Raw genomic sequence first — 25,345 nt, 5'->3', positions numbered from 1 at the left:
TAGTTTTTAGTTTACAGTTAACCAAGCAATTAAATCCCAATTTTCATGCTTGTATTTCTCACTGATTTTTTCATTACTTCTCATCGCAGACATTGCCTCTTTTTTACCTTTTTTCAATTTTTCTAGAAAGGAAATACTTTCTTTACCTGCAGTTTTAGATTGTGTTCCATCTGCATTTATTTCTGTTTCTGTAGTTTGGTTTTCAAACCATTTTGCCAAGGCATCGCTGTATTTTCTGACTTCGGCTTTATCGCCGATATCTAATTTTTTACAGCCATATCTTTCCTCATCCTTCACCGCATTAAGATATTGGAGAATCTCCTTATCATTTAATAACAGTTCGGCACCATCTTCATCGATATGAATCAATCGTAAACTTTTGTAGGGCAACTTGTCTTTTGGATTTTTTGGGGGCGAACCTAAAAGAGAAATGAGTCCTCTTCCATCTTTCAAAATGTCTAAAGATTGATGCTTTACACCTGAAAATATAGCATTCGGTAAATTTTCATAATGTTCGCGTCTTTCATTTAATTCTGAAGCGAGATCCTGGCGAAAGGTTTCCAAAGAAAGATCATCAAAGCCAAATGATTTTTCTCCATCCAGATCATCTACACTGTTTTGCATCTGTTCCAGCATTCTGTCTGTGTGACGGGTTTCCAATTCTTCGTCAATGCTCATGTCAGCATAATGATCTGTAAAATCTTTGATATCTTCTGAACCCATTAGTTTCATGGCCATCATCCGTTTTTCGATACGGCTTTGAAGATTGAGATACTCATTTAAATTTTCTGCAGGCCAGAAGTTTACGGTAAAAATCTCTTTGTTTGGCGAACCCAATCTATCAATTCTACCAACTCTTTGAATGGTTCTCACAGGATTCCAATGGATGTCATAATTGATGACCATATCACAATCCTGCAAATTTTGTCCTTCGCTTAAGGTGTCTGTAGCAATTAAAATGTCAATAGGATTTTTCAACTGATCTGCTACCTGATCATCTATTCCAGAAACCCATTTTTTCCATTCTTTAAATTGCTTGTCTAAAGATTTGCTTTCCGGTTGAAAATGATCCCATTTTCTCTCCATAAACAACTTTGTAAATGGCGCAAAACGTTCGAGTACAGGTTCGAATCTTTTAATAATTTCATCCTCTCCATTAATTTTTGCTCCTGCGCCAGAAACCATTGCAACATTTTTAAAACCGCGGTGATTGAGATGTTTGTATAAATAATTTGCTGTATCCGTATATGAAGTAAAGATTAAAACTTTTGGATTGCCGCCATTATTTTTGGAATCTCTTTTAGTTTCAATTACAGAAATTAAATTTTCTAATTTGGTGTCGGCACTATTTTTTTTATTTTCCGTTCCCAGTTCATCTTCAATCGATTCAGAGAAAACTTTCATTCCCTCAGCCATTTTATTCATGGCTTTAATGTCCCGTTTTAAATCTCTTTCGAACATTTCTAAATTCCCGGATTTAAAGATTTCTGTAATACTAATTTCTCTTTTTCCTAAAGTTAAATCTTCAAAATCCTCTTCATCAAAATCATTCAACTTAAATCCTTCCGCTAATTTTTCATCTTTATTAATTTTAAATAATTCCACTTTATTTAAAGCGTTTTGATGGTGATTTAAAATTTTACTAACGGTAGACTCAAATGAAAACCACGAAGATTCTAATCTTTTCAGCAAAAGAATGTACATCATTTTTACCAAAAACATGTCACGCTGCACCTCGTCCTCTAAAATATCAACCTCTCTATTGCCTTTATTAATTTTTTTAGTCCGAATTTCTTTTTCTTTTGCAGTCATCGTATATCGGATGGGTTGGTAACCACAAAGCATAGGTGGGAAAAGTTTAAGTAAATCTTCAAGATTGTCAACATCTTCCATCACCTTTGGCGTCACGTATCTATTGTCAGGTCTATGTTTTTGTGGAAAAAACAGATCGTTTTGTTGACCGACGATCATTTTCCTGGTTCTTGCGACGAGCAAAGCATCTGTTAACCGGAAAAAAGAATCGTCCATTTTGGAAACTAGTTCTTTCACAGGACTTTTATCTTTTTTCTGCCAGTCATTAAAATGTCGTGAAGCGGTACTGAATAAACCGTGTAGATTTTTCACATCCAAAGATTCGTCAAAAGCATCGTTAACATCTTTTGAAATTAGTTTTACCTGGTTCCGCACATCTTTGAAGGAATTATTGATAGGCGTTGCAGAAAGCAGCAGCACTTTAATATCTTCATTTTTTTTGATCATTTCTTCTAGTAAATAAATAAACCGATTAGATTTATCATTCCGAAGATTATGGCTTTCGTCGATTACAAATAATTTTGGTTTTTTATTATCAAAGTTTGTGTTACGTCTTTCTTTTAGGTATTCATCCTTACCCATTAAAGTTTCTACTAAATCTGTATGATAGCGGATATAATATTCTAATTCATCTCTTTCAAATCGGGAATCTTGATCTTTCTTATATTTTCGCCAGTTATTTTCTAATTTTTTTGGACAAAACAAAACAATTTCTCGCCCGGCATTTTGATAGTATTTCATTACAGCTAAAGCAGACCATGTTTTACCTAAACCTACTGCGTCCGCTAAAATAGCCCCATCATACTTATCTAATTTTTTAATTAAACTGATAGCACCTTTTTTCTGGAATTCATAGAGTGATTGATAAATTTCTGTGTTTTCTAATCTTCCAATTTTCTTCGCGAATTCAGGATTATCAATATCTATCAAAATATCCTGTGAAAAAAGTTCGAAAAGGATTTTATAGTAGATATCCTTTGGTACGTAATCTTGAAATAATTTTGAAATCTCTTCAATTAAATATTGCTTAAAAGGAATTTTACTTTCCTTTCCGCCGACATTGATAATAATTTTTTCATCAAACGCTTTTTTGTTACTCCACAAATCTTTAAACCAAATTTCTAAATCTTTAAACTGTCTGTCAAAACCTGAATTCGCAACATTAAGTTCTATATTATGAGAATCTTTTAAACCAATTCCAGCTTCCGTAAGATTTGAACTTCCTGTAACATAAAAATCTTTTTGCGGATCTTCATCGTCACCCTTAAACAAATAGAGTTTAGCATGACAAAAATTTGGTTCTAAAGTTTTAACTGAAACGTTGTCTAATTTTAAAAAATCTACCGCTTCCATTGCCAACTTCTTTAATGATAAAGCCTTCTCAATACTCAAATCTGCATTTAATAAATCCAAAGATTTAACAAGATTTGAATCGCGTTGTGTGATATCTCCTAAAATAAATTTGTAATCTTTTATCTTCTGTCTGGAAAATTTTGAGAAATAGACCAATGCGCCTATTGTAAAATAACCAGTAACTATTGAAAAATCTCCTTCAGAAGTGTACTTTTCTATCCAGTGATGAACTTTTTTATCGGTTGAATGGTTGTCTATGAGCATGTTAAAGTTTTGTGGGTATTGTTTAGAAATACTTAATTGCAAAAGTTTTGATCACAATTTAGAAGAGCAAACTTTTCGGTCAGTTGCATTCTTTAAACTATCTCGTAAACAATTGTTATTGAATCAAAAATAATCAAAAAAATGCAATTTTTTGTAATGAAGATATATTATTTTGTTCTCCGTGAAGTGGCGAATTTTTCTTAGTCCAAATCATTTTAATAATATTAAAAAGACTACGAATGCTACTAATTTAAAGGGATTTTTAGGAAGGAGAAAAATAAAAGTTCTATTGGAGATTTCTATAGTAATTACTTCCAGGAATTAAGGATCTTTCTTGAAATTCCGAAAGAAATGTGATTTATTTATGTAATTATTATTTTGTACTGGTCGGATTCAAATAGGAACTCAAAATTGTTATTATCCGCCTGTTTTACGAGCACTTTGAGAAAAAAAGATATAGTAATATATTGTCGAAATAATTTACGTGCTAATAACAATATGGTACAAAATGCTTAGACTTGTTAGGATAATTCTCAAGCAATCTTTTAAGATCACATACTCCTTCCTCCCACCCTCCTTCCCGCCTCCTTCCCAAAAACGCCCTCTTTCCGAAACATTCCGCAACCATACGGCAACAACGCCGAAACAAATCCCTTTTTCCCAAAAGACTTCGGCTGACATAAAGTGCTATTCGAAGACATTTTAACCTTTTGAATGAAAGGAAAAGATCACCGGGGACAAAGAAGGACTTTTCTTGAAATAAGGCGACAGACCAAGCAAAAAGAAGCAAAACCACGACAAGCCGTGAAGCTTCGTGTCTTTAACAGAAAGCGGAAGAAATCCAGGGAAAATAAAAGAGAATAAGGGTAAGTTGAGGTAAGTTTAAGTCATTGTATTTCAAATACTTGCATCTGATAATTTCTCAGATTATATTTGTTTCAATAATTTCAAATAGTTAAAATTATGGGTACAATTAAAAAAGGAATCCTCGGAGGATTCAGCGGAACCGTAGGTACGGTAGTAGGCGCCAACTGGCGCGGAATGGACGTTATCAGAAGCCGTCCGAAATCATCAGGTGGCAGTCCCACGGAGTTGCAACTCGTGCAGCGCGCGAAGTTTGCCCTGGCGATCAAGTTTCAGAACTCACTGCGCTCCATGCAGAGCCGCCTCTACGGTGAAAATGCGGGCGTGAAGTCGAGAGTCAATCTCGCAGCGAGTTATCTGCTGCGCGAGGTGGTGGACTACGTGAATGACGAGGCCATCCTGCGGATGGACAAAGTGATTGTAACGAAAGGGGTGGTGACGGGCTTTCAGAATCTCGCCGTCACAGGCGCTGTGGCCCAAACCCTGAACTTCACCTGGACGGATAACAGCAGCCAGATTCTGGCAAAAGCTACGGACATTTTCTGTACGGCAGTTTATGAGGAGGAATCGGCGGAGTTTGCGATCACGGAAGGTCCCGAAACACGAATTGAGGGAACCGCTGCTGTAGTTTTGCCGGAAACCTGGGCGGGTAAGACGGTACACGTATATGCGTTTTTCCAGACAGCGGAACAGAACGAAGCGTGCAACTCAGTTTACCTGGGAACGGTGGTGGTGCAGTAAGAAGCGGAAAACCACCCGGACACAAAAGACCGCAGAAATTACAGATTCTGCGGTTTTTTGTTTTTAAAGACCTTGCTCTAGTCCTCATTTTCACCTTCCATCAAGTCGTCTACTTTGTGCGCAAGATAGTAGATTTTGCCACCCAGTTTTTTAAAGGGAACGCGTTTCTCATCGCGCCAGCGCTGCAGGGTTCGGGAAGTCACTTTAAACAGCCGCATCATATCGGCATTGTCGTAATACTTTTCTTCCAGCTCTTGTCGTCGCGCTGCCCCTTTAAACGGATGTGTTCTAAAGGAAGGCCGGTTTTCTTTTCTTTTTCTTTCGTCCATATTCGAAATACTCTAATTCAAAATAACTGCAAACTGCGATAACATTGGAAATGTAATTATCTTCGGAAGCACATTATTTTCAGTAAATTAAACCCGAATTCAACACCTAAAAAATGTCCTTGTGCAGCACAATTAAATGTAAAAATAGGGAGAAAGATTGGGAACATCAGGGTCAACATACTAAAAGACAGTATCTTAAGCCTAAAAGTTTTCCACAAAGACACACAACGCGCGATAACAGTGACTTTCAGAGAAAAAAGGAAGGATTAAGGCAAAATGTCCCGAAATACGTTAAACAATTTTATTTATTACATTGATTTCCAGTTATATATACTTAAACACAGGAAACCAACGTGACAGGAAGAATACAAAAAAAGGTCGCCAATCTTGTGGAGGGCACCGTATATTTTCAGGCAGAAAAACGAAATTGGTCGGTTCGCTTCGACTCTAACATAGGACTCCCAAAGTAAAAACCGCACGTCCTAGACCCGCGCGGCATTATAGCATTTTTGTAGAAAGAATACGGTTTTTTAAATATCCTCCCCGGAAAACTTTTTAATCACCTTCTTTAAATCAATGCCTTTCCCGAGGACGGGTTTGAAAATATCGCCCTCGCTTTCAAGGCGTTCCAGAGCGTTGTGAATAGTGAAATCGCTCATCTTCAGGCCTTTCTTTACTTCGTCCCAGTGAAGCGGCATGGATACCGTGGCTCCGGGTTTCGGGCGCAGCGAATACGCCGCGGCGACGGTGGCATGCGGACGGTTTTGAAGAAAATCCAGGTAGATTTTTCCGCCGCGGTTTTTAATAATACGCTCGATGCTCGTGGTTTTGGGCAATTCTCTTTGGACGAGTGTCACAATCACGCGCGCAAACTCCTTCGACTGTTCGTAGGTGTATTTGTTCCCCAACGGAATGTAAATGTGCAGACCTGTAGATCCGCTGGTTTTGCAGAAGGAAGGCACGCCCATGCTGTCCAGCACGTTTTTCGTAACGAGCGCGGCTTCGATGACATCATCAAATGGATTTTGGTCGGGATCGAGATCGATAATACAGAACGTCGGATGATTAGGCTTCTTCACGGTGCTGCTCCAGGGGTTCATTTCGATGCAGCCGAGATTGGCCATATACAACAACGTGGCTTCATCCTTCCCAACGAGATATTTGCGGTTTCGCTTGTCGCTGTCGCTTTTGTAGAGATAGGTTTTCACCCAGTCGGGGGCTTTTCCGGTGACATCCTTGTAGTAAAATCCTTCGCCTTCGATGCCGTCGGGAAAGCGGTTCATGCTTTGCGGCCGGTCTTTTAAGTAAGGCAAAATATAAGGTGCCACCTGATAATAATAATTGATTAGATCGCGCTTTGTGAGCTGCTCCGCGGGCCAGAAGATCTTGTTGAGGTTCGTAAACTTAAGTTCGTGTTTCGTGACTTTCCGAACCTGCGTTTTATCTTTTGGATTCAGTAAAGTTTTCCGCCCAGCTTTTGCGCGCGATTTTACGAGGGGTTTATCATCGGACAGCACTTCTTCCACAGGAAGTTCTTTTTCCAGAACAACTTTCTTGGCGCTCTTATCGGTCCGCATACCCTGAAAGGAAGGGTGACGCATAATTCCGTCGGAGGTGAGTTCCGTAAAACTGACTTCACACAGCAGTTTCGGCTTGAGCCAGGTTACGGTGGCGTGCGGCGGATCCGGACGGAACCGCGACGGTTTGTTGACGTCGGGCTCCGCAGAAAAAGGCGGTTTATCGGTTACGAGCGGTTCAAACATTTTCATCATCTCCTTCTGGTCTTTCGCATTAAAACCGGTGCCGACTTTTCCTGTATAAATTAGGTCCTTGCCCTCATAAACACCGAGCAGAAGGCTGCTGAACCGTTTGCTGGTGCCTTCATTTTTGGTGTAACCGCCAATAACAACTTCCTGGCGTTTGGTGGCTTTAATTTTGAGCCACTCTTTTGTACGGTTTTTAACGTGATAGGTGCTGTCTTTCCGTTTGGCCATAATGCCTTCAAGGTCCATTTTTTTGGCGGCTTTCAAAAATTCAATTCCGGACGTATCAAAGACCTGGCTGAGCATGATGGAATTGCTTTCGGGAAGAATATGTTCCAGTACGGCTTTTCTTTCCAGCAGCGTTAATGCTTTCAGGTCGTAACCCTCATACCAAAGCACATCGAAAACGTAATACACGAGATCACCGTCTGCTTCGCTGCGCCAGTTCTGGAGGCCGCCGAAATCGGCTTTTCCGCTTGTGCCCACCACGACCACTTCCCCATCGAGAATGGCGTTGAGCTTCATTTTTGTTAAGGTATTATAAACGGAATAAAATTTCTCATTAAAGCTTTTGTTGTTGCGCGATTTCATGGAGACTGCGCCCTCATTCATAAAAGCCACGGCGCGGTAACCGTCCCATTTCACTTCGTAAATCCAGTCCGGATCGTCGAAAGGTTCATTCACCAGGGTTGCGAGCATCGGTTCGACGCTGTCGTAAAATTTCTGGCGCGGACATTTTTTTAAAAGTTTCCGGATATCTGTTTTTGATGTGGTGCTTTCTGCTTTGGCGGTTTTGTTTTTAATTTCTTTGCTTACTTTTTCCGAAGATTTCGCCGCCGATTTTTTCGGTGTTTTTTCTGAACCTTTATCCGTGTTTTTTTTAGCGGCTTTTTTATCTTTTTTCTGACCGTAGACTTCATCGGGTGCTGCCTCCATCTCGGCGATGGTTTTGTGGGAAATCACCGATTCGTCCTGAGAAGTTACATCTTTCGTCGTCGCAAATTCGTCGTCGAGTTTCATGAGAAGCCAGCCGTTTTCGCCGCGCCCGTGAACTTTAACCAGGGCAAATTCGCCTTTCAGTTTTTCGCCGTTCATGCGGAATTTCAGTTTGCCGGCATGAAGCTGATGCAACAGATCCTTTTCCTTCTTTTTCCTGTCCTTGGAAACCGGTTCTGCGGGTTCATAAGTTCCTTCGTCCCATACGATGACGGTGCCGCCGCCGTACTGCCCTTTCGGAATGATGCCTTCAAAGGTGCGGTAATCATAGGGGTGATCTTCCACCATCATGGCGAGGCGCTTTACATCGGGATCGAGAGAAGGACCTTTCGGAACGGCCCAGCTTTTCAGCACGCCGTCCATTTCGAGACGAAAATCATAATGCAAGTGAGACGCATCGTGTTTTTGAACGACAAAGCGCAAGTCTTTTCCGGAGGGTTTGCCACCAAAAGGTTCTGGTGTTTTGTCCGTGGATCGTTTTTCGCGGTATTTTTCTAAAGCCATAATGCAGTTTTTTTTTAGTGTTATGGATGAAGTAAAGGAAACAATAAATTTCCTGAAAAATCGTAAGAAATGTACTGCGGAATTTACAAAAATCACGCCGTTTGAGTGTGATTTTGATCTGAGGGGAATTTAAGAAAGATTTAGAAAAGAGCGTGAACAGCGCCCCTAGAAAAATGACTGTACCCCTGTAATCAAAAAGACATCCGTACTTCGGACATCTTGAACTGGTATTAAAATTTAGGAGGAAATAAATCTGGGAAAAGCCTTTTTTAAGGTGCCTGTTATTTGGTGAGAAAGGAGAACATTTAGGTGTTAAAAGAATCCTGCAAATCGGCGAACAGTGGCACATCTTCCAGTTCCGCTATATCAAAACCGAGGTTGTTTACAAGATTTTTGACCGTTTCCTTATCTACAGTTCCCTGCGGATTTTCTACGCGCAAGATTTTGTCGCAATCGCTCAGGTCCAGGCTGATCATGTACTCGGGAAATTCAGTGCGCAGCGTTTCCAGCACCGACTTTGCATGCTTTTTTTTGGTGATATTGGTGCTGTAGACTTCGATCATTTCTGTTGTGTTAAGGTCGTTTTGCGGTGGCTAAGGTGTCGGTTCAACGAATTTTGAAAGCAAAACGATCTGACCCAAATGGTAAGCGTCGTGCTGAAGAAGGCCTTGAATATGTTCGTAATACGTCATGCCATTGGGCGGATAAATGCTCTGAAAATTATCCTCATCAAAGGTTTGCAGGAAACGGAGCCAGTCCGTCTGCGTCTGCTGAAAAGCTTCCACCGTTTGGAGCCAGGCCTCCGGAGAAGAATCCGCAAGAGGTTCGATGTAATTATTTGCCGGCGTGGTGATTATTTTGCCCTGAAGTCTTTGAAGCACATTTTCGCGCCACCTGATCATGTGGATTACTATTTCCCAGATGGAATTACAAGCGGGAAGCGCTTTCGCAGCGGCCTGTTCCGCGGAGAGTTTACACAGCGTGCCCACGACCGTCACATCAATCCAGGGCGCACCGTCATAAAGATCTTCAAAAAGATGCGCTATTCTTTTGTTTTCCATTTCGGCTAATTTTGAGGGCAGTTTTTTTTTATTTAAAAGCTACTGTCGACGATTGTCGGAGTATAACTTTAGGCATCAGGTATTTCCGGCTCCACAAGTTTCTTCAGTTTCTCCAGCGATTCCTGCCAGCCCAGATAACACATTTCTACGGGAATCGCCGCGGGAATGCCTTCCTGCACAACGTAGAGGTCGGTTCCGCAGGAGACTTTTGTCAGCCGGATGGTGGTTATCATCTCGCCGGGCATATTCGGGTCGTCGAAGCGGTCGCTGTTTTTAATCAGTGCGTTGGGTTCGATTTCCAGAAATTCGCCGCCAAAAGCCTGTTCGTTGCCTGTGGAAAAATTCGTAAAAGACATTTTGTAGGTGCCACCGACGCGAAAGTCCAGGTCGTGCACTTTGCAGACAAAGCCATAGGGCGGCAGCCAGGAGCAGTACGCATCAGCCTCCGAGAAGGCGCGGAACACTTTCTCGGGCGACGCGGTGAAAACGCGGTGTAAGGTTACGGAGTTGTTCATGGTAATTTATATTTAAGTTGTTTTTAAAGATTAAAAAGCGCTGTTCAATATTTTAAACTTTCGTTGATATCGTAGCTCATCCCTTTCAAACCCAACAGTCTTCGCATGAGACCGATCTGTCCGAGCAGATAATCTTCCCGGCCGATGCACATTCCGATCATATTCAAAACGTTTTCCGGCACAAAGGAAATGTTCATGCCGAAGGAATATTCTTCGTCCAGATTGTCATCGGTAACCGACAATAATTTTTCGTACGCTTTCGGCGATATTTCGGCAAAATTTTTCTTTAAGTCGGCCAGGGTTGGATAATCCAGGCTTTCGTCCAGGGCCCTGCCTTCTTTAAAAAGGTCTTCGTTGGGATCTTTCTCCGGAATACCCACCAGGTTCGCGATCCAGTAGCGGCAGCTCACCAAATTTCCCGCCATCCAGACGACGTGATTGGTATTGTTGTCGAGGCGCTCCAAGGCTGCTTCTTCCGAAATGCCCTCGAGTGCATTATTGAAAAGCTGAGAATGCATGCGCCAGGCCGGAATGACGATGTCCAGCTTTGTTGATACGGGTGTTTCCATCATTTTAGTTTAAAAGTTATTTCTGAAAGTTGCTTTATAAGGGCCAGCGCCTGCGGAAATGTGGTCTGGAAATAATCTTCCATATCGGGCGTAATGTCGATAATGATCTGCAGTTCGGTACCGGCACCGGCTTCTTTCAAATAATAGATTTCGCGCGCTCCCTGCCAGGAAGACTCGACAACCTCGCCGTTTTTGACTTCGTTCTGATGCAGAAATACCATCTGCTCGTTTTCGACACTCTTTTCGACGAGCGCGCTCATGCCATCGGTTTCGTTCCCCAGAAACCGGATGGTCTGGCCCTCTTTCAAGTCGCCTGTGTAATGGCTGCCTTCCATAAATACACTGGTCCATTTCCGGTACGTGTTGGGATCCCACAGAACGTCCCAGATTTTTTCCCGCGGTGTCCCGATGTGCGTGGTGAAAGAAATTGTTTTTAGATTTTTCATTTTGCGGCTATTTGTCTGATCAAAATTAGAAACAAAAAACAGAAAGAGGCTTTACCTAAGTCAAGAAATGTCAGGAAGTTACGAGCTGTTTTCGGATGCGGCTCAAAGAAGTATCGGCAATGCCGAGATACGAAGCGATTTGCTTTAAAGGTGCCTGCTGAACGATCTGCGGCCGCTCTTTTAGCAACTGCAAATAGCGCGAGGAAGCGGAGAGCGTAATCATTTCGATGGAACGAAGCTGGCTTTGGAAAAGTTGCGCGGCCATCCATTCGCGTCCCCATTCCCGTACCGATTCGAGTGTATGGTAAAGCTGCTGAAAATTTGCAAAATCGATTTCCCACAGCACGGCGTCCGTCACGGCCTGGATATTCTGCGCGGAAGGAATGCGCTGGAACAAGGACGAAACTTCATTCACGATTTCATTCTCGCAGATAAACTGTGTGGTAATTTCATTTCCATTAAAGTCGTGGACATAAAAGCGCATCAGGCCTTTTTCCACGAGGTAATAGCCCGTGGCCGTCTGCCGTTCTTTCAGCAGGCAGTCGCCTTTCGCAACCTCTATTTTTTTATGAAGCGAAACAATTTTCTGCAGATCGTCGGCGGTAAACAGCGCATGACTGTAAATGGTTTGAAAAAGAGTCGGTGCCATGGGGTTGATTTTAAATGCATTTATAAAATTAATACATTTAAAGAAATTAAGGCCTATGATAATCAAGAGATTATCACCGGCGGGCCGAGAAATGAATGTGATTTTTCTGTGTGGTGGAGTTCGACGGAAATATTCTGGAGGTGTTTTAGGCTTTAAAAAAGATGGTGTAAAATATCTTCTTCAGCGCTAATCGGAGTTACGTTACCGGTCCCGAAACGGAGGAAAAAGGCTTATTAAATGACCGATACTTTGATCATTCAGAAGAGACTTAACGATTTTGTGAATTCAATAAATTAAAAGCATTCACTCATGTTCTCATCACGAGGACCTCTCCGACTCCAGAAAAAAACGATATTAATTTGTGTTTTTTCGGGTGTTTTATGCTGGAGTTTCTGGTGTTGAAGTTTTTCGGTTTTCAAATATAGAGGCCACAGCGAGACGTCCGTACGGGAATACGAAGTTTATTGTTAAATGTAATTTTACGGAGAGAGAAAAGTAGAAATAAAGCTGCAGACAAGATATTTACAAAACGCCCAGATCTTTGCAGATCGCAACAAGGTGTTCAGTGCTTCTGGCCGCGAAAGTTTCCTTTAGATTGTTTAAAGTTTTTTCCACCGAACTTAAGCTGTTGGGTTTTATGGATTTCTCCTTCAGAATTTCGGTCATGTCTTTTTGAAAAATGCCTTCGGAAAGCAACTTTATGATTGAAAACTCCACCAGAGAAAGCTCAATGTTATCTGTTTTCCGCAACTGGTGAAGGTTTTCTGAGGAAATATACTTTTTGTTTTCAAAGATGGTTGTGATCGCTGTTTTCAGGTTTTTAACGTCCATCCGACCTTTGCTCACAAAACCGTCGATTTCTAAATCTTCGAAGAGTTCTTTGATCACCAGCGGACGTTTTTCCCCCGAAAATACCAGGATCTTCAGTGTCGGCAACAGCTTTCTTGCTTCAATAATAAGTTCCTTTCCTGATTTTAAATTTTGTTTTGCGAAATCTTCTTCAAAGGAAAGATCGGTGATCAGCAGATCAAACGGTTTATTTTGGTCCAGGCTTTTTCGGAGGAGCGCCAGCGCCTCGTCACAATAATAAACGAAACCGGCGTCCGCGATGTTTAAATCGGTTAATGATTTTTGAACAGATATACTTGCACTTTCGTAATCTTCGGCTACCAGAACTTTTTGAAACATTTATCCGTTTTTTAAAGGGAAAGAAATATGAATATCACAGCCTTTTCCTGATGTGGTGCCAAAATTAAGATTTCCCTTTTGAGAAAAAATACGGGTTTCCACATTTTGGAGTCCATTGTTTTTAGTTACGGTGTGGCCCAAGCCAATACCATCGTCGGAATAGGCCATAATCAGGGACTTTTGACTGATTTCAAATTTTAATAAAATTTTATGTGCCTGGCTGTGTTTTTTAGAATTCACCAGAAGTTCCTGCAAAATAAGCGCAATTTCTGTTTTTAAAACCGGCGGCACTTGGGACCACAGAACTTCGTCATTGCCGATAATAATGGTTTTCACACGGTCGGAGGAAAATGATTTTGTGAGCGCGGCGATTTGACGCTTAAAATCCACGTCCGCATTTCCGGTGAGATTTTCGTAAGAAATGTCGCGCGATTTTTCGTAGACGAGCTCCAGTTTATCCAGCACGCGCTCTTTATCGATCCCGGCAGTGTTTTCAATTTCGGACATCACCTGATAGATGCCGTTTGAAACAACATCATGTACTTTTTTGGAGTACCGCAAGGCCGTGTTTTTCACCTCGAGATCTTTTTCCTTTTTTAAGCGGTCGCGCCTTTTCCGCACCCAGAAAGCGGCGATGACCAGAGCAAAAAAAACGGCTCCCAAAGCAATGTTCCGTTGCAGGATCTGATACCGGTTTTCTATATTTTTAGCTTCCGCTTTCAAAAAATTGACTCTGTTTTTTTCAGCATCGAAGCGGATGAGGGCAAACTGGTTTTTGGCTTTGCTTCGCGCGTTTTTTAAACTGTCGTCCAGATGCACATAAACTTTATAATACTTTTTCGACAGGACAGGACTTTCTAAATCCACTAATTTTCGCAGGGCTTCCAGCTGATCATCCGGACTTTTTATTTTTTTGGCGATGCCGTACATCTGATGGGCGTGGTAGAGTGATCTGGCCATTTCTTTGGAGGCGAAATAGTCGGACAAATGCGAGTGACTCGCGTTTTGTCCCCACCAGTCTTTTTCATTAATCTTTATTTTTAAGGCACGAAATAAGTCAGATTCTGCATTGTAGGCCGGATTTTGCAGGAATTTAATATAAGCGAGATTATCTACTGCGCGGGCGTATCCTTTCGGATCTTTTACGGGATCGATATTTTTCAAATTAAGTTCGAAGATCTTGATCGCTGCCGCGTACTGCTTTAAAAATCGGTAAGAGTTGGCTTTATTATTCAGGCTTGTATTGATTTCTGCGGTAGAAGTTGCAAAGAGAATTGCCTGATCAAAAAAAGAAATTGCCTTATGATAATCCCGCAGGTTTTTAGATACAATTCCTAAATTATTGTAATTGGAGTACAAAACCGGCTGTAACTTCTGTTCTTTTTTATTTAAATATTTGATTGCGCTTAAAGAAACTTCCTGACTTCCATAATAATCGCCATTTTCAGCCTGGATAATGGCCATGTTTACCAAACTGTTTCCAATTCGGGCCGAATCATTTTGCTGCACAAAAATATTTTTGGCCAAATTAAAATAAAAGAAAGCACTGTCTTTTTCACCGGCTGATAAAAAATCGTAGGCTTTATCGTAAAACTCAGTGTCGGTTTTGGGGGGTTCAGTAATTTCCTTTTTACAGGAAACGGCCAGAAGAAGGGAGCAGAAGAGAAAGAGTTTTAAGTTCAAGTTCGCAAGTTTAGGTCAAATTTAGACAAAAAAATAACGAAAGATTGATTTTCGCTACTTGCATGAGCAAGTTATACTTTCGAAGCCGGAAGCCAGATGAAAACAGTGCTGCACATGGTTTGGCGCACGGCCATCAAATACGATTCTGAACTGAAGGAATATTATACCCGAAAAAAAGCAGAAGGAAAGCACACGATGTTGGTTTTAAACAATATGAACTGCAAAATTGTGCTAGGGATATTTGCGGCGACCGGGGTCAAAATCCAGGTTTGTCAATCTGCACAATTTTGAGACACTTGCCACGAACTTTTTGTGGCTTTGCGACTGTTGCGGAAATTGCGCTCGGCTGGACTGGAAGAAGACAGGAAATTATAAAATTATTGAACAGGTCAAAACCGCCGTTAGCAAACGTTATTAATTCTTTTGATAGTTTTTAATTCGTTCCCAATGTTTTGGGTCAACTGTTTTCCAATAAATTTCGTAAAAATCACTTTTATTTGAATTATTTGATTTAATTAATTCAGAAAAGTATTCAATAAGTTTAGATTTGAATTTGGAATTTTCCGACAATAAATCAATATTATTTTTATCAAAAACCAGAATAGAAGCATAAATCGTTTCTTCACTTTCTAATCCAGTAGCTGCTACCATAAATTCAGTAGTGTCATTGGGAAAAAGCTTAACATTGTTCCACAATAATATTGGGTGGTGTTGTCCTTTTGGGTATATTTCTTTGTCCCATTTCCCAAACCTGTCATACATTCCCTTTTGGGTATACATTGCGGAATAAACACATTCATATTTCACTTCATTCAGAAAAACAGTGTCATTATTCACAACTGATTCAAATTTATCTTCTACTATATTTTTATAATCATTTTTGAGTATTGATTTGCATCGCTTTTCAGTCACTTTACCTGTTGAAGAGCAAGAAACTAAAATAAATGTTATGATAATTGTATATATGCTATTTCTCATAATGTTTGCCAACGTACCCAGCTTTTTGAGATTGTGAAATTCGTTACTTAACTTTCTGCTACTATAAAATTTCTTGCGAGACGAAAAAGTGATTTTACCAAGAAATTCGCAATCTTACAAAACCGCTGTTAAACGACGTTTAATTATTTTTCCTGAAGGAACTTTTCTACTTCAGAATAATAATCAGATCCATAGTATTTCAAAAATTCTCCATTCGGTTTTAATATAAAGAATGCTCTACAATTTTCTTGCAATGTGAAAATATTATCAGCGAAAAAACCTGAATCTAAAATGAAGTTTTTTCTATTTTCAACTCTTTCTTTATTCAATACATTTTCGGAATAAACAAAAAAATCACTTGCATTATTATCGTTTGACATCTTTGAAGAAATCCGAATACTATTTTCAATCACAGTCATTGCATCCTTCTTAGTAAAACCATACTCCAAACAGTTTAAACCAAATTGATAAAAGTTTATTAAAATAGACTTGCTGCGTGGAATTTCTGTTTTTAATTCATTGATAAGCGCTTCACGAATTTTCTTATATTCATCAGGATTCAGTTTTCCTTCGAATGCTTTTCTACTTGCAATATATTCCTTATTAATTTTAAAGTTTATTTTTATTATTTTATTTTTCTGAGCAGAACAAGAAAAAAAAATTAGAGAAAAAATTAGAGGATATAATTTACTGATTTTCATTTATGGATGCTTTTTTTTTAAGGTCGTACAACGTTTGGGTATTTCTGCAGGCGGGATAAAAACACGAAAACTTTATACTTATTAAAAACTTAATTAACCGCTAAAATCTTCGATGAAAACTTCATACCCGCTTGTAGAAATATCTTGTTATCTGCCGTTCTATATTTTTTTCTTTATTTCTATTGGTAGAGAAACTATATCAATTACATTTTCTCCTTGTTTATTTTTTCCTGGTTCCCATTTTTTCCCTTGTGTAATTTTTTGAATTGTGCTCTTCAATGCGTTATTGAAATTTTCATTACTTCCATAGGTGGAAATATTTAGAACTTCTCCGTCCGATCCAATTTTCAAAATTATTTTAGATTTATAAGTTTCATTTGGTTTTAAAATAGACATATCTATCTTAGTTTTTATTTCTTCAATGAATTTCTTATTACCTGTGGAATATTGCGCAGGATAAGTAATGTTTGGTGGGGGCGGAACATTAAAATCTTGCGGCTGTTTAGAGTCAAATGTTTCCTTAACGGTCTGTGATATTCCAAATTGAAATATTATTATTAAAATAAACAATGTGATTTTTTTCATAATCTTAGTTTTTATATAATTTTTTAAATGGCAGATAACGTTTTGCGTATTGGCGATGGTGCGGCTTAAACGCGGAAACTTTCTTATTATAAATTAATCTTCAGAACATCTAAAATCTTTAAACTTGCGAAAATCCCGCACTATTGAAAAACGCTGTTAGCTGTCGTTCTTTACCTTTTCAGCTTCGCTTCTGTCATCTTCTATAACTTCTTGTGCATGTACTCTAATTCTTGCACTTTGGCTAGTAATTCCTTTCTCTCGATAAAACTTCTCTAGTTGATCAATAGAAATCCAGTTAGAGCCAATTAGATTTTCAATAAATAGTTCCTCAAAAACTCTATGTCCGATATTTTTTCCTATTACGTTTTTATTAGATATTTTATTGTCATTTTCTCTGATTTTGTTAACCATACAGATTGGCAGATGAATGCCAGAAGAAACGAGATTTGCATCTGGTTTAGTTAAAAAATTTGTTGGTCGTAAAAATGCAGCGCAATATGGAAGTCTATAATTTTCAGAATGTTTTTTTTCCAGATTCATTGTTGCAATAACCAGATTTACAAATATGTTTATCAAGTTTTTCAATTTGGTCTACCATATTGCCTCCAGAAAAATATAAAACCTTGTTATTCCAAGTTTTATACTGCAAATGAATAAATCTTACTTTATTTGTCCGTAAATTAAATTGTTCGTAAACTAAATCCGAACCAATTATTCTCTCTGCTTTATCAGGATGTAATAATCTCAGTCTCAATACACGATTATCACTTAATTCATAATCCTTCACTTTTGCATTTGAATAAAGCTGTTTCTCAAAAAAAGGATGTTTTGTAGTCAATGAAAAATCATGATTAAGTATGAAGTTTTCTGAGATATCTTCTGGCTGAAAATATTCCAGAGCGGCTTCAAGTTCAAATATTCTTTTTTGAATCAAATTTGTGTTTTCTCCCAGTTTCAATAATTTATTTTCATCTTCTAAATCTTTAATTATTAGATCTTCGCCAAATATTATTTTTCCTTCCTCTGAAGATATTAAGTCGGCTTTCTGTTTATAATATTTAACTAAATCGCTTTCATTTGCTTTAGTTAATAAATTTGATAACTCTTTATGTAATTCCGGAGATATGTCATATGCTAATTCTAGAGCTTTTCGATAGGGAATTGTTTGCTTTGTTCTTTTTGCAATACTTACAGCTTCCCGAATTCCACACAATAATTGAAAGGCTTCGTTCCTCCTTTCATCTTCCTCGATACTTTCTTCTGAAAAATAGCTCATATTTTATTTATTTTGTATCGAGTTTTGTAGAGTGACAGCTAACTTGTTTATATATTCTCACGCCGTCAAACAAATACAACATGTATGGTGTCGATATGTCTTACGTTGTAAAACGCGTTTCTAATCACTAAGATATATATTTTATCTTTACCAATTGTCAAACGGACTTTTGTAACGCTCATCGCCGCTCAGTAATATTGGTTTTTACCCATTGCGCTCCAGATGCAGGCCGTATTAAACGTCTTATAAATAAGAAAAACCGATGTACAGCACTCTTCGAAGTTTTATCAAAAGCAAAGCCGATGTGGATGAAGTGACACTGGAATTGATCTGCTCTTCTTTTAGTTTGGTAGCAACAAAACGCAACGAAATCTTAGTTGATTTCTACGAGGTCTGTAAATACTATTACTTTATCAATAAAGGATGTATCCGGCTTTACACGACCTCCAAAGATGGAAATGAAAATTCACGATACTTCGCATTTGAGGGAGATTTCGCCACCGCGCTGCCAAGTTTTATCGATCAAAAACCTGCGCAAGAATTTCTTCAGACAATTCAAAAATCAGAACTGCTGGTGATTTCGCGAACCGATTTTTACGAACTCGTAAAAACGACTCCTGCCTTTGCGAAAATTTACACGGAAATTCTGGAACTGGGATTTATCAGCGCACAGAAAAGAATCTACGGCTTTCAAGGCTTTGACGCACTTGAAAAAGTAAAATGGATAAGGGAGCACCAGCCAAAAATCCTTTTGAAGCTGTCCAATAAAATGGAGGCATCCTATTTAGGGATAACGCCGTCCACTTTAAGCCGGATAAAATTGAAATTGTAAAACGTTGTCCTGAAACAATCTTTTTTAAAGGAGCGGCGTGTACCTTTGCAAAAAGAATTAATGAAAATTATTTTAGCATTATTTGCATTTCTTCCTATCCTGAGTATTTGCCAAAGTAAAAACGCACCAGGCACAGTGAACACGAAGCATGTGACCACTGTTCAAACCCTAAGCGTTCAGGGGGCATTTGATCTTGCTGATGAAGCGAAAAAAAGTGCCGCTTTGTTGGGTAAAACAGTTTCCATCGTCGTTTTGGATGCCTCCGGAACTATAATTTTAAAAGTTCGCGGAGAGAATGTGGGTCCACACAATACTGAAGCTTCCCATAAAAAGGCTTACACGGCGCTTTCGACGAAGACGTCAAGTTTCGACTTAATGAAAATCGCCGCTGCGGACTCAACCGCACGAAACCTGAATACGGTTTCGGACCTGCTGCTGTAGGGCGGTGGCGTTCCCGTTTGGTATAAAAATGAGGTGATAGGAAGTCTGGGAGTTTCCGGAGGGGGCGGCGGCAAAAATGATCATCAGATCGCAAAAAGCGCCATAGAAGAACTTGGTTTTCTGACGGCCAGAACCTATTAATTTGAAGAACAAAACTGAGTAGTTAACAAAAAAAATATTATGAAAAAAATAATCACTTTATCGCTAATAATGCTGTTTTTCAGCACCATGCTTTATTCACAGGAGAAGTATCAATTGTCCAGTCATATTCTGGATGTTACCAAAGGACAACCTGCACCGAACGTGAAAATTACGCTGTCCAAAGCGGATCCTCAGGGAAACTGGATCTTTGTTGACGAAAAACTCACGGACAAAAACGGCAGGATTACGGATTTTTTAAAAGAAACACCTTCAGCGAATAACAAAGGAATCTACAAATTAACGTATTACACCGCGCCGTATTTTCAAAATCTGAACCAGGAAAGTTTTTATCCTTTTATTGAAGTTGTATTTGAATTGAAAGACGAAAATCACTATCACGTTCCGATTACCCTCTCGCCTTACGGATATTCCACATACAGAGGAAATTAGATTTGTTTTAGAACGCAGAGGCAATTTTTCAATCTTCTACCATTTACTTTGATGCATATATTTATTTCTGGATTGCAAAGATGATTAACGTATGTATGCACCAAAGTTTAAGTGTTAAATATTGTGGCAGCGAACTTAGTTGCCCTTTTTATGCTTATGCGGTCTTAACGCGGGATCATTTTTTGAAACTTCCGGAACACCTTTCAGCGGTTTGTTCCGCTGCGTTCTAGTTGTTTACCATTTGGTGGACCTGCGTTACCTGCATCGAAACAATTTTCCAGGATTCTGCTGCTTTTTGAAAAACTGCCGTCACCATTTTTTTATCAACACTCCCCTTTCTTACCGTTGCACCGGGTACCTGATAGTCTTCCTGTGCTGTTAAAGTTTCACGGATGTAGGCGATTGCCGTTTTGTCATCAATAAATTTTACATTGCTCACGTTGAATTTTACAGCGGTAGGCTTGATGCAACAGTCATTTATTTTTGAAAACTGATCGACAATCATTTTTTTTCCTGTCCAAACCTGCCCAAGAAAATTAATTAAGACGCCATCATCGGAGAAAGCCTCAGAAAACGATTTCATATCGTTTCTGTTCCAGTCGGTTTCCTGTTGACTAATTATTTTTTTTAGTTCGTCACTTATATTTTGTGCCGGTACATTGCTGAGGGCAAACACCATCAAAAAGAGGAAAAACAGTGATTTCATAATATTAAATTTAAAGGATTAGTTGTGTTGTCATTGATTTCAGACAATAAGCATAAACCGCTGATGGTGGTGAATTTATCTCTACATCATAACTTGCATACCTTTTGGACGGTTCATCGATTGTTTCATAAGCGAATCCTGTGTTTAATCATTTGGAAAATTCGCTAACTTACGGTTCGCAGCATGTAATTCTTTTAGTTCGTAGTAATCGATCCAGTTTTTAATTCTTGCGCCAAGCATCTTAATATAGTTTTCCGTTAAAAATATATTTGACCAATCAAATCTTTGCGCCTGAACGCCAAGATAGAATATAAAAACCGACGCTCCAGCTTCCGGAATTAATTTCAACTCCGCTTCGGATAAACTTCTCTCACTTATATAGCCGTTTAGAAAACTTTCAACTTTCATTTCATATACCTCCTTGTCCGTTTCGATAAAAAACAGCTGCTTGCAAAAATAACCCACATCTAAGATCAGAGGTCCGTTTCCACAATTGTCAAAGTCGAAAAGTATAATCTCATTTTCCTTATTAACGCTTAAGTTATCGTACCAAATATCGAGATGAAGGACTCCTTTTTGGTTTTCTGATAAATTACTTTGCGCAAAACGCTTTGATATTTTAGCGCTGAGTTGTTTTATGTAGCCTATTTCACTTAATTCATCAGAAAAAAATAAGTTTAAATGGTGATAGGCATCATGCAAAAGAACATCGAAATTATAACTTACCCTGTCTATCTTTTTACCGGCAGTTATGTTGTGAATTTTACCCATAACCGACCCGATTGCATAACAGATTTCTTTTGTCATAAAACGCATTTTTTCACCTACTGCAAAGGTAAAAAGAACCGCATATCTTAAACCTTCCGGCGCGTTAATTTCTTGAATCAGGTTTCCCTCTTTGTCCGGTAGTGGAAATGAAATAGAGAGATTATTGTTTTTAAGAAGGTCTAAAAATTTCAATTCTTCCTGGATTTCAACTTTTGTTCTCCAATTATAACAATACACTCTTACAACATATTTTGCAGTAGTGCCGGACAAAAAATACGTATGATTTACGCCAGTTCGGAAGAGTTTACAAGCAAAGTCTTCCTCTAAATGATACCTTTCAGTAATAAATTTACCTAATTCAATTGGCGATAAGATGGAAGCTGCAGTTGGAAAAAAGAATTCATTTTGTGTAAAGTTTCTAATATTAAAAAAAGGCTCTGCGTATTGGCGAAAACAAGGCTTTTTAGCATTAAATTTATTTGAAGCTCAAAAGTAGAATATTGTACAGTTTTTCCGTCGCTCCGCCCTTAAAAATAATCGTTTTAACATCGTTTTTTATAAATGAGTTTCTTTAAACCATTTTATTCGATTTTGATTTAAAAATCCATTCTCTTCCAGTTTATCAATGACGTTATCAATTTTATTTTTTAAATCAACATTTTCTTTATTAATGATAATTGCGTACTGAGACGGTGTTTCCGGAATCAATTCAGCGATCATAATTTCAGAATTTTGTGTGGTAAACCCGAACGCAATTGGGGAGTCGTCGATCACAGCATCAATTTCGTTTTTTGCTAAACTATTATATTGCGCTTCGTTGGTTTCGAACAAGGTTAGGTTGTTTTTTGGATAATTTGCTTTTAAATAGTCTTCTGCCTCAGTTCTTATCCTTACGCCTACTTTTTTATTTGCCAATTCCTTTAACGGGAAAATAAAGTTTTTATGACAAACAAGACAAAGATGAAAGTTTAAATAAGGTTTACTAAAAGCCAATGTCTTTTTTCTTTCCGCGGTTATGGTTGTCGCCGAACAAATGACCTCTATTTTTCCGTGGGTTATGTCGTTGATAATGTTTTTCCAATATGACACGGAATATTTTAAGGTCAATTTCAACTCTTTGGCTATTTCATTCATCAAGTCTACTTCAAACCCTTCAAATTTTTCACTAGAAACGTCTGTATGTAAAGGAACCGGTGCGGCAAAATCTAAACCAACTTTCAATATGTTTTTCGTTTCTTTATGAGGCGACATATGTTTCGTAATGGTTTACATTTTCTTCAAACTCCAGAAGATATTTTTTATCTTCTTCATAATATTTTGCTTTTTCAAAATCCTCACCTGCGAATTGGATAATGCTTTCCATATTTTCCCACTCCGTTATGGTGAGGAAATGGCAGATTTCACCTTCTATTTGTCGTAAAATTTTTGCCGAAATATTTCCTTTAGTCGAAAAATACTCTGCAAGCCCTGTGTTTTGAACGTAGATTAAATATTGATCAGCATCCTCTGCTTTCGTACGTCCGTGCCAAATTCTTGTTATCATATTTGGGTGGTAAATTTTTGCTAAGGTTTTGCCATGGAAATAGACCTTCTTTGTCCATGTTCGCCTTGCGGTGGCTGAAATCGCCGCGATTATGGTTACAGGTTTTAGCGGTTGGGTGTTTTGCCGTTATTCGGTTTTTCCTTTGAATGTTGCATAAATGGCCATCGCATGTCCGTGTCCTAACTCAAATTCTTCTTTGAGCCAATTCGTAATTTCTGTTGCCTTAATTTTAGGGTTAAGGTTTCCGTCGATAATAAACTCTTTTTTCTCCGCCAACTTTTTAAAATCCGCCGGTGTTTTGCCTGTCTTCGCTTTGATGTTGTCGATGTATGTTTGAAATGACATAATAATTAAGTTTTAGTACGGTTGAATTTGTGATAATAAATGTATGATTTTCAAGCAATTCAGCGTTCGTTTGACGCCACTAAATTATAAAAAATTAGAGAAGCTGCATCGTATTTAATGTAGATTCATATTTGAAAAATATCCGCTTGGGCAAGAATACGACCGGTATATGATGTTGTTGATTATCTTGCGCACCATAAAAACAATAACCAATTTTTAGAGCAGCCCTTTTTCTTTCATCAGTTTACCCTGATCTTCATCGCTTACAACCAATAAAATTTTTAGGTCAGTTTTAAAGCGCTCAAGCGTGTAATGTATATCAAATTTTATTATTTCGTTCCCGGTTTTTTCATAAATGGCACCCCAATTCACACTTGCGATAATTAAGTTCTGACTAATTTCAGTCGAAGTAACTTTTTGAACATTCATGGTCTTTAGCCCGGTTTGGACATTAAAATCATGGACGTGTTTGAGCCATCGTAAAAATCTGGCGTCATTTTTAAAAATCTCAGATCCGTCGGGCCCAGCCATTACAAAATGTTTTCCATAAAATGCTGACAACTGCGCAGGAGTACCGCTCATAGAAACTTCTGCATATTTTTTAAAAAAGTTTTGAATAACGTTCATAACAAAAAAGTTAAAATGAAATTAATGAATTTATATTTTCGCTCAGCCTTTTATATCCTATTTTCCAGGATTTTTAAAACCATTATTTTTTCAGTCTAGTTGATCTACGATCTTTCAGGTGGTAATGGAGACATGAAATTTTTTAAATGTACGATCACTTCAGTAAAATTCGTTTCCAAAAGCATGTGCCCACCTTCTATTATAAAAATTTGAGCCTCGGGCAAATCTCTCTTGTAGCAAAAAGCTTCTGCAACGTCAAAAAAAACGTCATACTTCCCCCATAAAACAAGAGCAGGCGGTTGATAAGCACGAAAATATTCCTGAAATAGCGGAAACATTTCAATATTCGTTTGATAAGTAACGTTTAAGGTAAATTGCATTTCTATATTTCCTGGCCTTTTCATCCGTTCCCAGTCAACAATCCAATATTCGGGGCTTACCCTTTCCACGAATTCAGGTGTAAGACCTGCATAATATTGTTTTTTAATTCCTTCTTTACTTAAAAATGCAGCAACTTTTTTCTTTTTACTAGGTACGGGATTTTCCCAGTAATCTATTGTATCGTCCCATTGTGGTCCAAGCCCTTCATTACAACTGTTACCATTTTGGACTATTATTTTTTCAATCCTTTCAGGGTGTTTCATGCAAATTCGAAGTCCTACAGAACAACCATAATCATGTAAATAGATGCTGAATGAGTTCAGCTTTATTTGCTCTGTAAATTCGGTAATATAAGAAGCGATATTTTCGAAAGAGTAGTCAAATATTTTTCTTGAAGGAAAGCTGCTAAATCCAAAGCCAGGGTAATCGGGTGCGATAAAATGATAAGTACCGGAAAGGGCTGTCATTAAATTTTTAAACATTAAAGAAGAGGTAGGAAAACCATGCAAAAGCAAAATACTTGGATTTTCTTTATTCCCTGCTTCTCTGTAAAAAATTTCGACACCATTTACCAAGACTTTTTTATGCTGAATTTGATAGTCTTCCGGATCACTTGTTACCATTTTTACGTCTTAATAAAATTGGAGCTGTTTTTTGCAACGGAAAAATAAATATTTTAGCGATACCTATTTTAAATATGGCAAATATTAATAGTCTTCCCTCGTTACGGCTGAACACAAAATTATATTAAGAAAAAGAAAAACTATTTGACATATGACAAGAAATAAAAATAAATCTAATCCCGTGGGCTTCACTAGACTCTTTTAAAGGTTT

General features: G+C 38.4%; 27 protein-coding genes and 1 pseudogene. 5 read left to right on the top strand and 23 right to left on the bottom strand.

All coding sequences use genetic code 11. The features are described from left to right. Window positions 1-6 precede the first annotated feature (6 nt). Window positions 7-3,471, bottom strand: coding sequence for a helicase-related protein (locus L0B70_RS12115; RefSeq protein ID WP_235142031.1), 3,465 nt, complete (start codon window positions 3,469-3,471; stop codon window positions 7-9). 921 nt (window positions 3,472-4,392) lie between these two features. On the opposite strand from L0B70_RS12115, the gene L0B70_RS12110 reads away from it, so the two are divergent. Then, window positions 4,393-5,034, top strand: a complete 642-nt coding sequence (locus L0B70_RS12110; RefSeq protein ID WP_311195389.1) for a DUF6266 family protein — start codon at window positions 4,393-4,395, stop codon at window positions 5,032-5,034. A 77-nt stretch (window positions 5,035-5,111) separates the two neighbouring features. Here the strand turns inward: L0B70_RS12110 and L0B70_RS12105 are convergent, their stop codons facing one another. From L0B70_RS12105 to L0B70_RS12070, 8 genes are all read right to left on the bottom strand, one after another. Further along, on the bottom strand, window positions 5,112-5,363 hold the full coding sequence (locus L0B70_RS12105) for a helix-turn-helix domain-containing protein (RefSeq protein WP_235142030.1): 252 nt from the start codon (window positions 5,361-5,363) through the stop codon (window positions 5,112-5,114). A gap of 530 nt (window positions 5,364-5,893) precedes the next feature. Next, on the bottom strand, window positions 5,894-8,626 hold the full coding sequence (gene ligD / locus L0B70_RS12100; protein ID WP_235142029.1) for a DNA ligase D: 2,733 nt from the start codon (window positions 8,624-8,626) through the stop codon (window positions 5,894-5,896). 305 nt (window positions 8,627-8,931) lie between these two features. After that, complete coding sequence (locus L0B70_RS12095; protein ID WP_235142028.1) at window positions 8,932-9,189, bottom strand: hypothetical protein; 258 nt, start codon at window positions 9,187-9,189, stop codon at window positions 8,932-8,934. Window positions 9,190-9,219: 30 nt separating this feature from the next. Beyond that, a complete protein-coding gene (locus tag L0B70_RS12090; protein ID WP_235142027.1) occupies window positions 9,220-9,687 on the bottom strand; it encodes a DinB family protein in 468 nt (155 codons plus the stop codon). A gap of 68 nt (window positions 9,688-9,755) precedes the next feature. Further along, on the bottom strand, window positions 9,756-10,202 hold the full coding sequence (locus L0B70_RS12085; protein WP_235142026.1) for an SRPBCC family protein: 447 nt from the start codon (window positions 10,200-10,202) through the stop codon (window positions 9,756-9,758). Window positions 10,203-10,246: 44 nt separating this feature from the next. After that, entirely contained in the window at window positions 10,247-10,774 is a 528-nt protein-coding gene (locus L0B70_RS12080; protein WP_235142025.1) for a DinB family protein, read from the bottom strand. Next, complete coding sequence (locus tag L0B70_RS12075) at window positions 10,771-11,217, bottom strand: SRPBCC domain-containing protein (RefSeq protein ID WP_235142024.1); 447 nt, start codon at window positions 11,215-11,217, stop codon at window positions 10,771-10,773. The genes L0B70_RS12080 and L0B70_RS12075 overlap by 4 nt, the downstream gene beginning before the upstream one ends. Before the next feature lie 70 nt (window positions 11,218-11,287). Continuing rightward, window positions 11,288-11,866 (bottom strand): Crp/Fnr family transcriptional regulator, encoded by a 579-nt coding sequence (locus L0B70_RS12070; protein ID WP_235142023.1) that lies wholly within the window; start codon window positions 11,864-11,866, stop codon window positions 11,288-11,290. Window positions 11,867-11,921: 55 nt separating this feature from the next. Between L0B70_RS12070 and L0B70_RS13425 the strand changes: the two genes are divergently transcribed. Beyond that, complete coding sequence (locus L0B70_RS13425; RefSeq protein WP_260089157.1) at window positions 11,922-12,056, top strand: hypothetical protein; 135 nt, start codon at window positions 11,922-11,924, stop codon at window positions 12,054-12,056. Window positions 12,057-12,388: 332 nt separating this feature from the next. Here the strand turns inward: L0B70_RS13425 and L0B70_RS12065 are convergent, their stop codons facing one another. The 7 genes from L0B70_RS12065 to L0B70_RS12035 form a co-directional block, all read right to left on the bottom strand. Continuing rightward, window positions 12,389-13,054, bottom strand: coding sequence for a response regulator (locus tag L0B70_RS12065; RefSeq protein WP_235142022.1), 666 nt, complete (start codon window positions 13,052-13,054; stop codon window positions 12,389-12,391). Next, window positions 13,055-14,737 carry a hypothetical protein gene (locus L0B70_RS12060; RefSeq protein WP_235142021.1) on the bottom strand — a complete coding sequence of 561 codons (1,683 nt, stop codon included), beginning with the start codon at window positions 14,735-14,737 and terminating at the stop codon, window positions 13,055-13,057. A 414-nt stretch (window positions 14,738-15,151) separates the two neighbouring features. After that, window positions 15,152-15,727 (bottom strand): hypothetical protein, encoded by a 576-nt coding sequence (locus tag L0B70_RS12055; RefSeq protein ID WP_235142020.1) that lies wholly within the window; start codon window positions 15,725-15,727, stop codon window positions 15,152-15,154. Window positions 15,728-15,858: 131 nt separating this feature from the next. Next, on the bottom strand, window positions 15,859-16,416 hold the full coding sequence (locus L0B70_RS12050; RefSeq protein ID WP_235142019.1) for a hypothetical protein: 558 nt from the start codon (window positions 16,414-16,416) through the stop codon (window positions 15,859-15,861). A 159-nt stretch (window positions 16,417-16,575) separates the two neighbouring features. After that, window positions 16,576-17,001 carry a hypothetical protein gene (locus tag L0B70_RS12045; RefSeq protein ID WP_235142018.1) on the bottom strand — a complete coding sequence of 142 codons (426 nt, stop codon included), beginning with the start codon at window positions 16,999-17,001 and terminating at the stop codon, window positions 16,576-16,578. Window positions 17,002-17,157: 156 nt separating this feature from the next. Next, a complete protein-coding gene (locus L0B70_RS12040) occupies window positions 17,158-17,541 on the bottom strand; it encodes a hypothetical protein (protein ID WP_235142017.1) in 384 nt (127 codons plus the stop codon). Beyond that, entirely contained in the window at window positions 17,516-18,277 is a 762-nt protein-coding gene (locus tag L0B70_RS12035) for a hypothetical protein (RefSeq protein WP_235142016.1), read from the bottom strand. The genes L0B70_RS12040 and L0B70_RS12035 overlap by 26 nt, the downstream gene beginning before the upstream one ends. A 262-nt stretch (window positions 18,278-18,539) precedes the next feature. Here L0B70_RS12035 and L0B70_RS12030 point away from each other — a divergent pair, with 262 nt between their 5' ends. The 3 genes and pseudogenes from L0B70_RS12030 (at window position 18,540) to uraH (ending at window position 20,141) form a co-directional block, all read left to right on the top strand. Further along, on the top strand, window positions 18,540-19,109 hold the full coding sequence (locus L0B70_RS12030; RefSeq protein WP_235142015.1) for a Crp/Fnr family transcriptional regulator: 570 nt from the start codon (window positions 18,540-18,542) through the stop codon (window positions 19,107-19,109). 60 nt (window positions 19,110-19,169) lie between these two features. Beyond that, window positions 19,170-19,691: pseudogene (locus L0B70_RS12025) on the top strand (GlcG/HbpS family heme-binding protein). Window positions 19,692-19,730: 39 nt separating this feature from the next. Beyond that, entirely contained in the window at window positions 19,731-20,141 is a 411-nt protein-coding gene (uraH, locus tag L0B70_RS12020; protein WP_235142014.1) for a hydroxyisourate hydrolase, read from the top strand. 226 nt (window positions 20,142-20,367) lie between these two features. On the opposite strand, the gene L0B70_RS12015 is transcribed toward uraH, so the two are convergent. From L0B70_RS12015 to L0B70_RS11985, 7 genes are all read right to left on the bottom strand, one after another. Beyond that, a complete protein-coding gene (locus tag L0B70_RS12015) occupies window positions 20,368-20,847 on the bottom strand; it encodes an SgcJ/EcaC family oxidoreductase (RefSeq protein ID WP_235142013.1) in 480 nt (159 codons plus the stop codon). A gap of 144 nt (window positions 20,848-20,991) precedes the next feature. After that, window positions 20,992-21,852 carry a phosphotransferase gene (locus tag L0B70_RS12010; RefSeq protein ID WP_235142012.1) on the bottom strand — a complete coding sequence of 287 codons (861 nt, stop codon included), beginning with the start codon at window positions 21,850-21,852 and terminating at the stop codon, window positions 20,992-20,994. A 318-nt stretch (window positions 21,853-22,170) separates the two neighbouring features. Next, on the bottom strand, window positions 22,171-22,836 hold the full coding sequence (locus tag L0B70_RS12005; RefSeq protein WP_235142011.1) for an ABC transporter substrate-binding protein: 666 nt from the start codon (window positions 22,834-22,836) through the stop codon (window positions 22,171-22,173). A 16-nt stretch (window positions 22,837-22,852) separates the two neighbouring features. Beyond that, the gene (locus tag L0B70_RS12000; protein ID WP_235142010.1) at window positions 22,853-23,158 is read right to left on the bottom strand and encodes a hypothetical protein; all 306 of its coding nucleotides are present in this window, start codon (window positions 23,156-23,158) and stop codon (window positions 22,853-22,855) included. 126 nt (window positions 23,159-23,284) lie between these two features. After that, a complete protein-coding gene (locus L0B70_RS11995) occupies window positions 23,285-23,503 on the bottom strand; it encodes a DUF4287 domain-containing protein (protein WP_235142009.1) in 219 nt (72 codons plus the stop codon). 216 nt (window positions 23,504-23,719) lie between these two features. Continuing rightward, complete coding sequence (locus L0B70_RS11990; RefSeq protein WP_235142008.1) at window positions 23,720-24,130, bottom strand: hypothetical protein; 411 nt, start codon at window positions 24,128-24,130, stop codon at window positions 23,720-23,722. Between the two features lie 104 nt (window positions 24,131-24,234). After that, window positions 24,235-25,134: an alpha/beta fold hydrolase gene (locus L0B70_RS11985; protein WP_235142007.1), complete on the bottom strand. Its 900-nt coding sequence runs from the start codon at window positions 25,132-25,134 to the stop codon at window positions 24,235-24,237. Window positions 25,135-25,345 lie beyond the last annotated feature (211 nt).

The sequence above is a fragment of the Kaistella sp. 97-N-M2 genome (assembly GCF_021513235.1).
GTDB lineage: Bacteria > Bacteroidota > Bacteroidia > Flavobacteriales > Weeksellaceae > Kaistella.
This window is presented reverse-complemented; position numbering and strand designations above follow the sequence as displayed.

What these genes read in the sequence shown, in the direction of transcription:
- L0B70_RS12110 (WP_311195389.1), top strand. Translation starts at nt 4,393, where the DNA reads ATGGGTACAATTAAAAAAGGAATCCTCGGAGGATTCAGCGGAACCGTA.
- L0B70_RS12105 (WP_235142030.1), bottom strand. Translation starts at nt 5,363, where the DNA reads ATGGACGAAAGAAAAAGAAAAGAAAACCGGCCTTCCTTTAGAACACAT.
- ligD (WP_235142029.1), bottom strand. Translation starts at nt 8,626, where the DNA reads ATGGCTTTAGAAAAATACCGCGAAAAACGATCCACGGACAAAACACCA.
- L0B70_RS12095 (WP_235142028.1), bottom strand. Translation starts at nt 9,189, where the DNA reads ATGATCGAAGTCTACAGCACCAATATCACCAAAAAAAAGCATGCAAAG.
- L0B70_RS12090 (WP_235142027.1), bottom strand. Translation starts at nt 9,687, where the DNA reads ATGGAAAACAAAAGAATAGCGCATCTTTTTGAAGATCTTTATGACGGT.
- L0B70_RS12085 (WP_235142026.1), bottom strand. Translation starts at nt 10,202, where the DNA reads ATGAACAACTCCGTAACCTTACACCGCGTTTTCACCGCGTCGCCCGAG.
- L0B70_RS12080 (WP_235142025.1), bottom strand. Translation starts at nt 10,774, where the DNA reads ATGATGGAAACACCCGTATCAACAAAGCTGGACATCGTCATTCCGGCC.
- L0B70_RS12075 (WP_235142024.1), bottom strand. Translation starts at nt 11,217, where the DNA reads ATGAAAAATCTAAAAACAATTTCTTTCACCACGCACATCGGGACACCG.
- L0B70_RS12070 (WP_235142023.1), bottom strand. Translation starts at nt 11,866, where the DNA reads ATGGCACCGACTCTTTTTCAAACCATTTACAGTCATGCGCTGTTTACC.
- L0B70_RS13425 (WP_260089157.1), top strand. Translation starts at nt 11,922, where the DNA reads ATGATAATCAAGAGATTATCACCGGCGGGCCGAGAAATGAATGTGATT.
- L0B70_RS12065 (WP_235142022.1), bottom strand. Translation starts at nt 13,054, where the DNA reads ATGTTTCAAAAAGTTCTGGTAGCCGAAGATTACGAAAGTGCAAGTATA.
- L0B70_RS12050 (WP_235142019.1), bottom strand. Translation starts at nt 16,416, where the DNA reads ATGAAAATCAGTAAATTATATCCTCTAATTTTTTCTCTAATTTTTTTT.
- L0B70_RS12045 (WP_235142018.1), bottom strand. Translation starts at nt 17,001, where the DNA reads ATGAAAAAAATCACATTGTTTATTTTAATAATAATATTTCAATTTGGA.
- L0B70_RS12040 (WP_235142017.1), bottom strand. Translation starts at nt 17,541, where the DNA reads ATGAATCTGGAAAAAAAACATTCTGAAAATTATAGACTTCCATATTGC.
- L0B70_RS12035 (WP_235142016.1), bottom strand. Translation starts at nt 18,277, where the DNA reads ATGAGCTATTTTTCAGAAGAAAGTATCGAGGAAGATGAAAGGAGGAAC.
- L0B70_RS12030 (WP_235142015.1), top strand. Translation starts at nt 18,540, where the DNA reads ATGTACAGCACTCTTCGAAGTTTTATCAAAAGCAAAGCCGATGTGGAT.
- uraH (WP_235142014.1), top strand. Translation starts at nt 19,731, where the DNA reads ATGAAAAAAATAATCACTTTATCGCTAATAATGCTGTTTTTCAGCACC.
- L0B70_RS12015 (WP_235142013.1), bottom strand. Translation starts at nt 20,847, where the DNA reads ATGAAATCACTGTTTTTCCTCTTTTTGATGGTGTTTGCCCTCAGCAAT.
- L0B70_RS12000 (WP_235142010.1), bottom strand. Translation starts at nt 23,158, where the DNA reads ATGATAACAAGAATTTGGCACGGACGTACGAAAGCAGAGGATGCTGAT.
- L0B70_RS11995 (WP_235142009.1), bottom strand. Translation starts at nt 23,503, where the DNA reads ATGTCATTTCAAACATACATCGACAACATCAAAGCGAAGACAGGCAAA.
- L0B70_RS11990 (WP_235142008.1), bottom strand. Translation starts at nt 24,130, where the DNA reads ATGAACGTTATTCAAAACTTTTTTAAAAAATATGCAGAAGTTTCTATG.
- L0B70_RS11985 (WP_235142007.1), bottom strand. Translation starts at nt 25,134, where the DNA reads ATGGTAACAAGTGATCCGGAAGACTATCAAATTCAGCATAAAAAAGTC.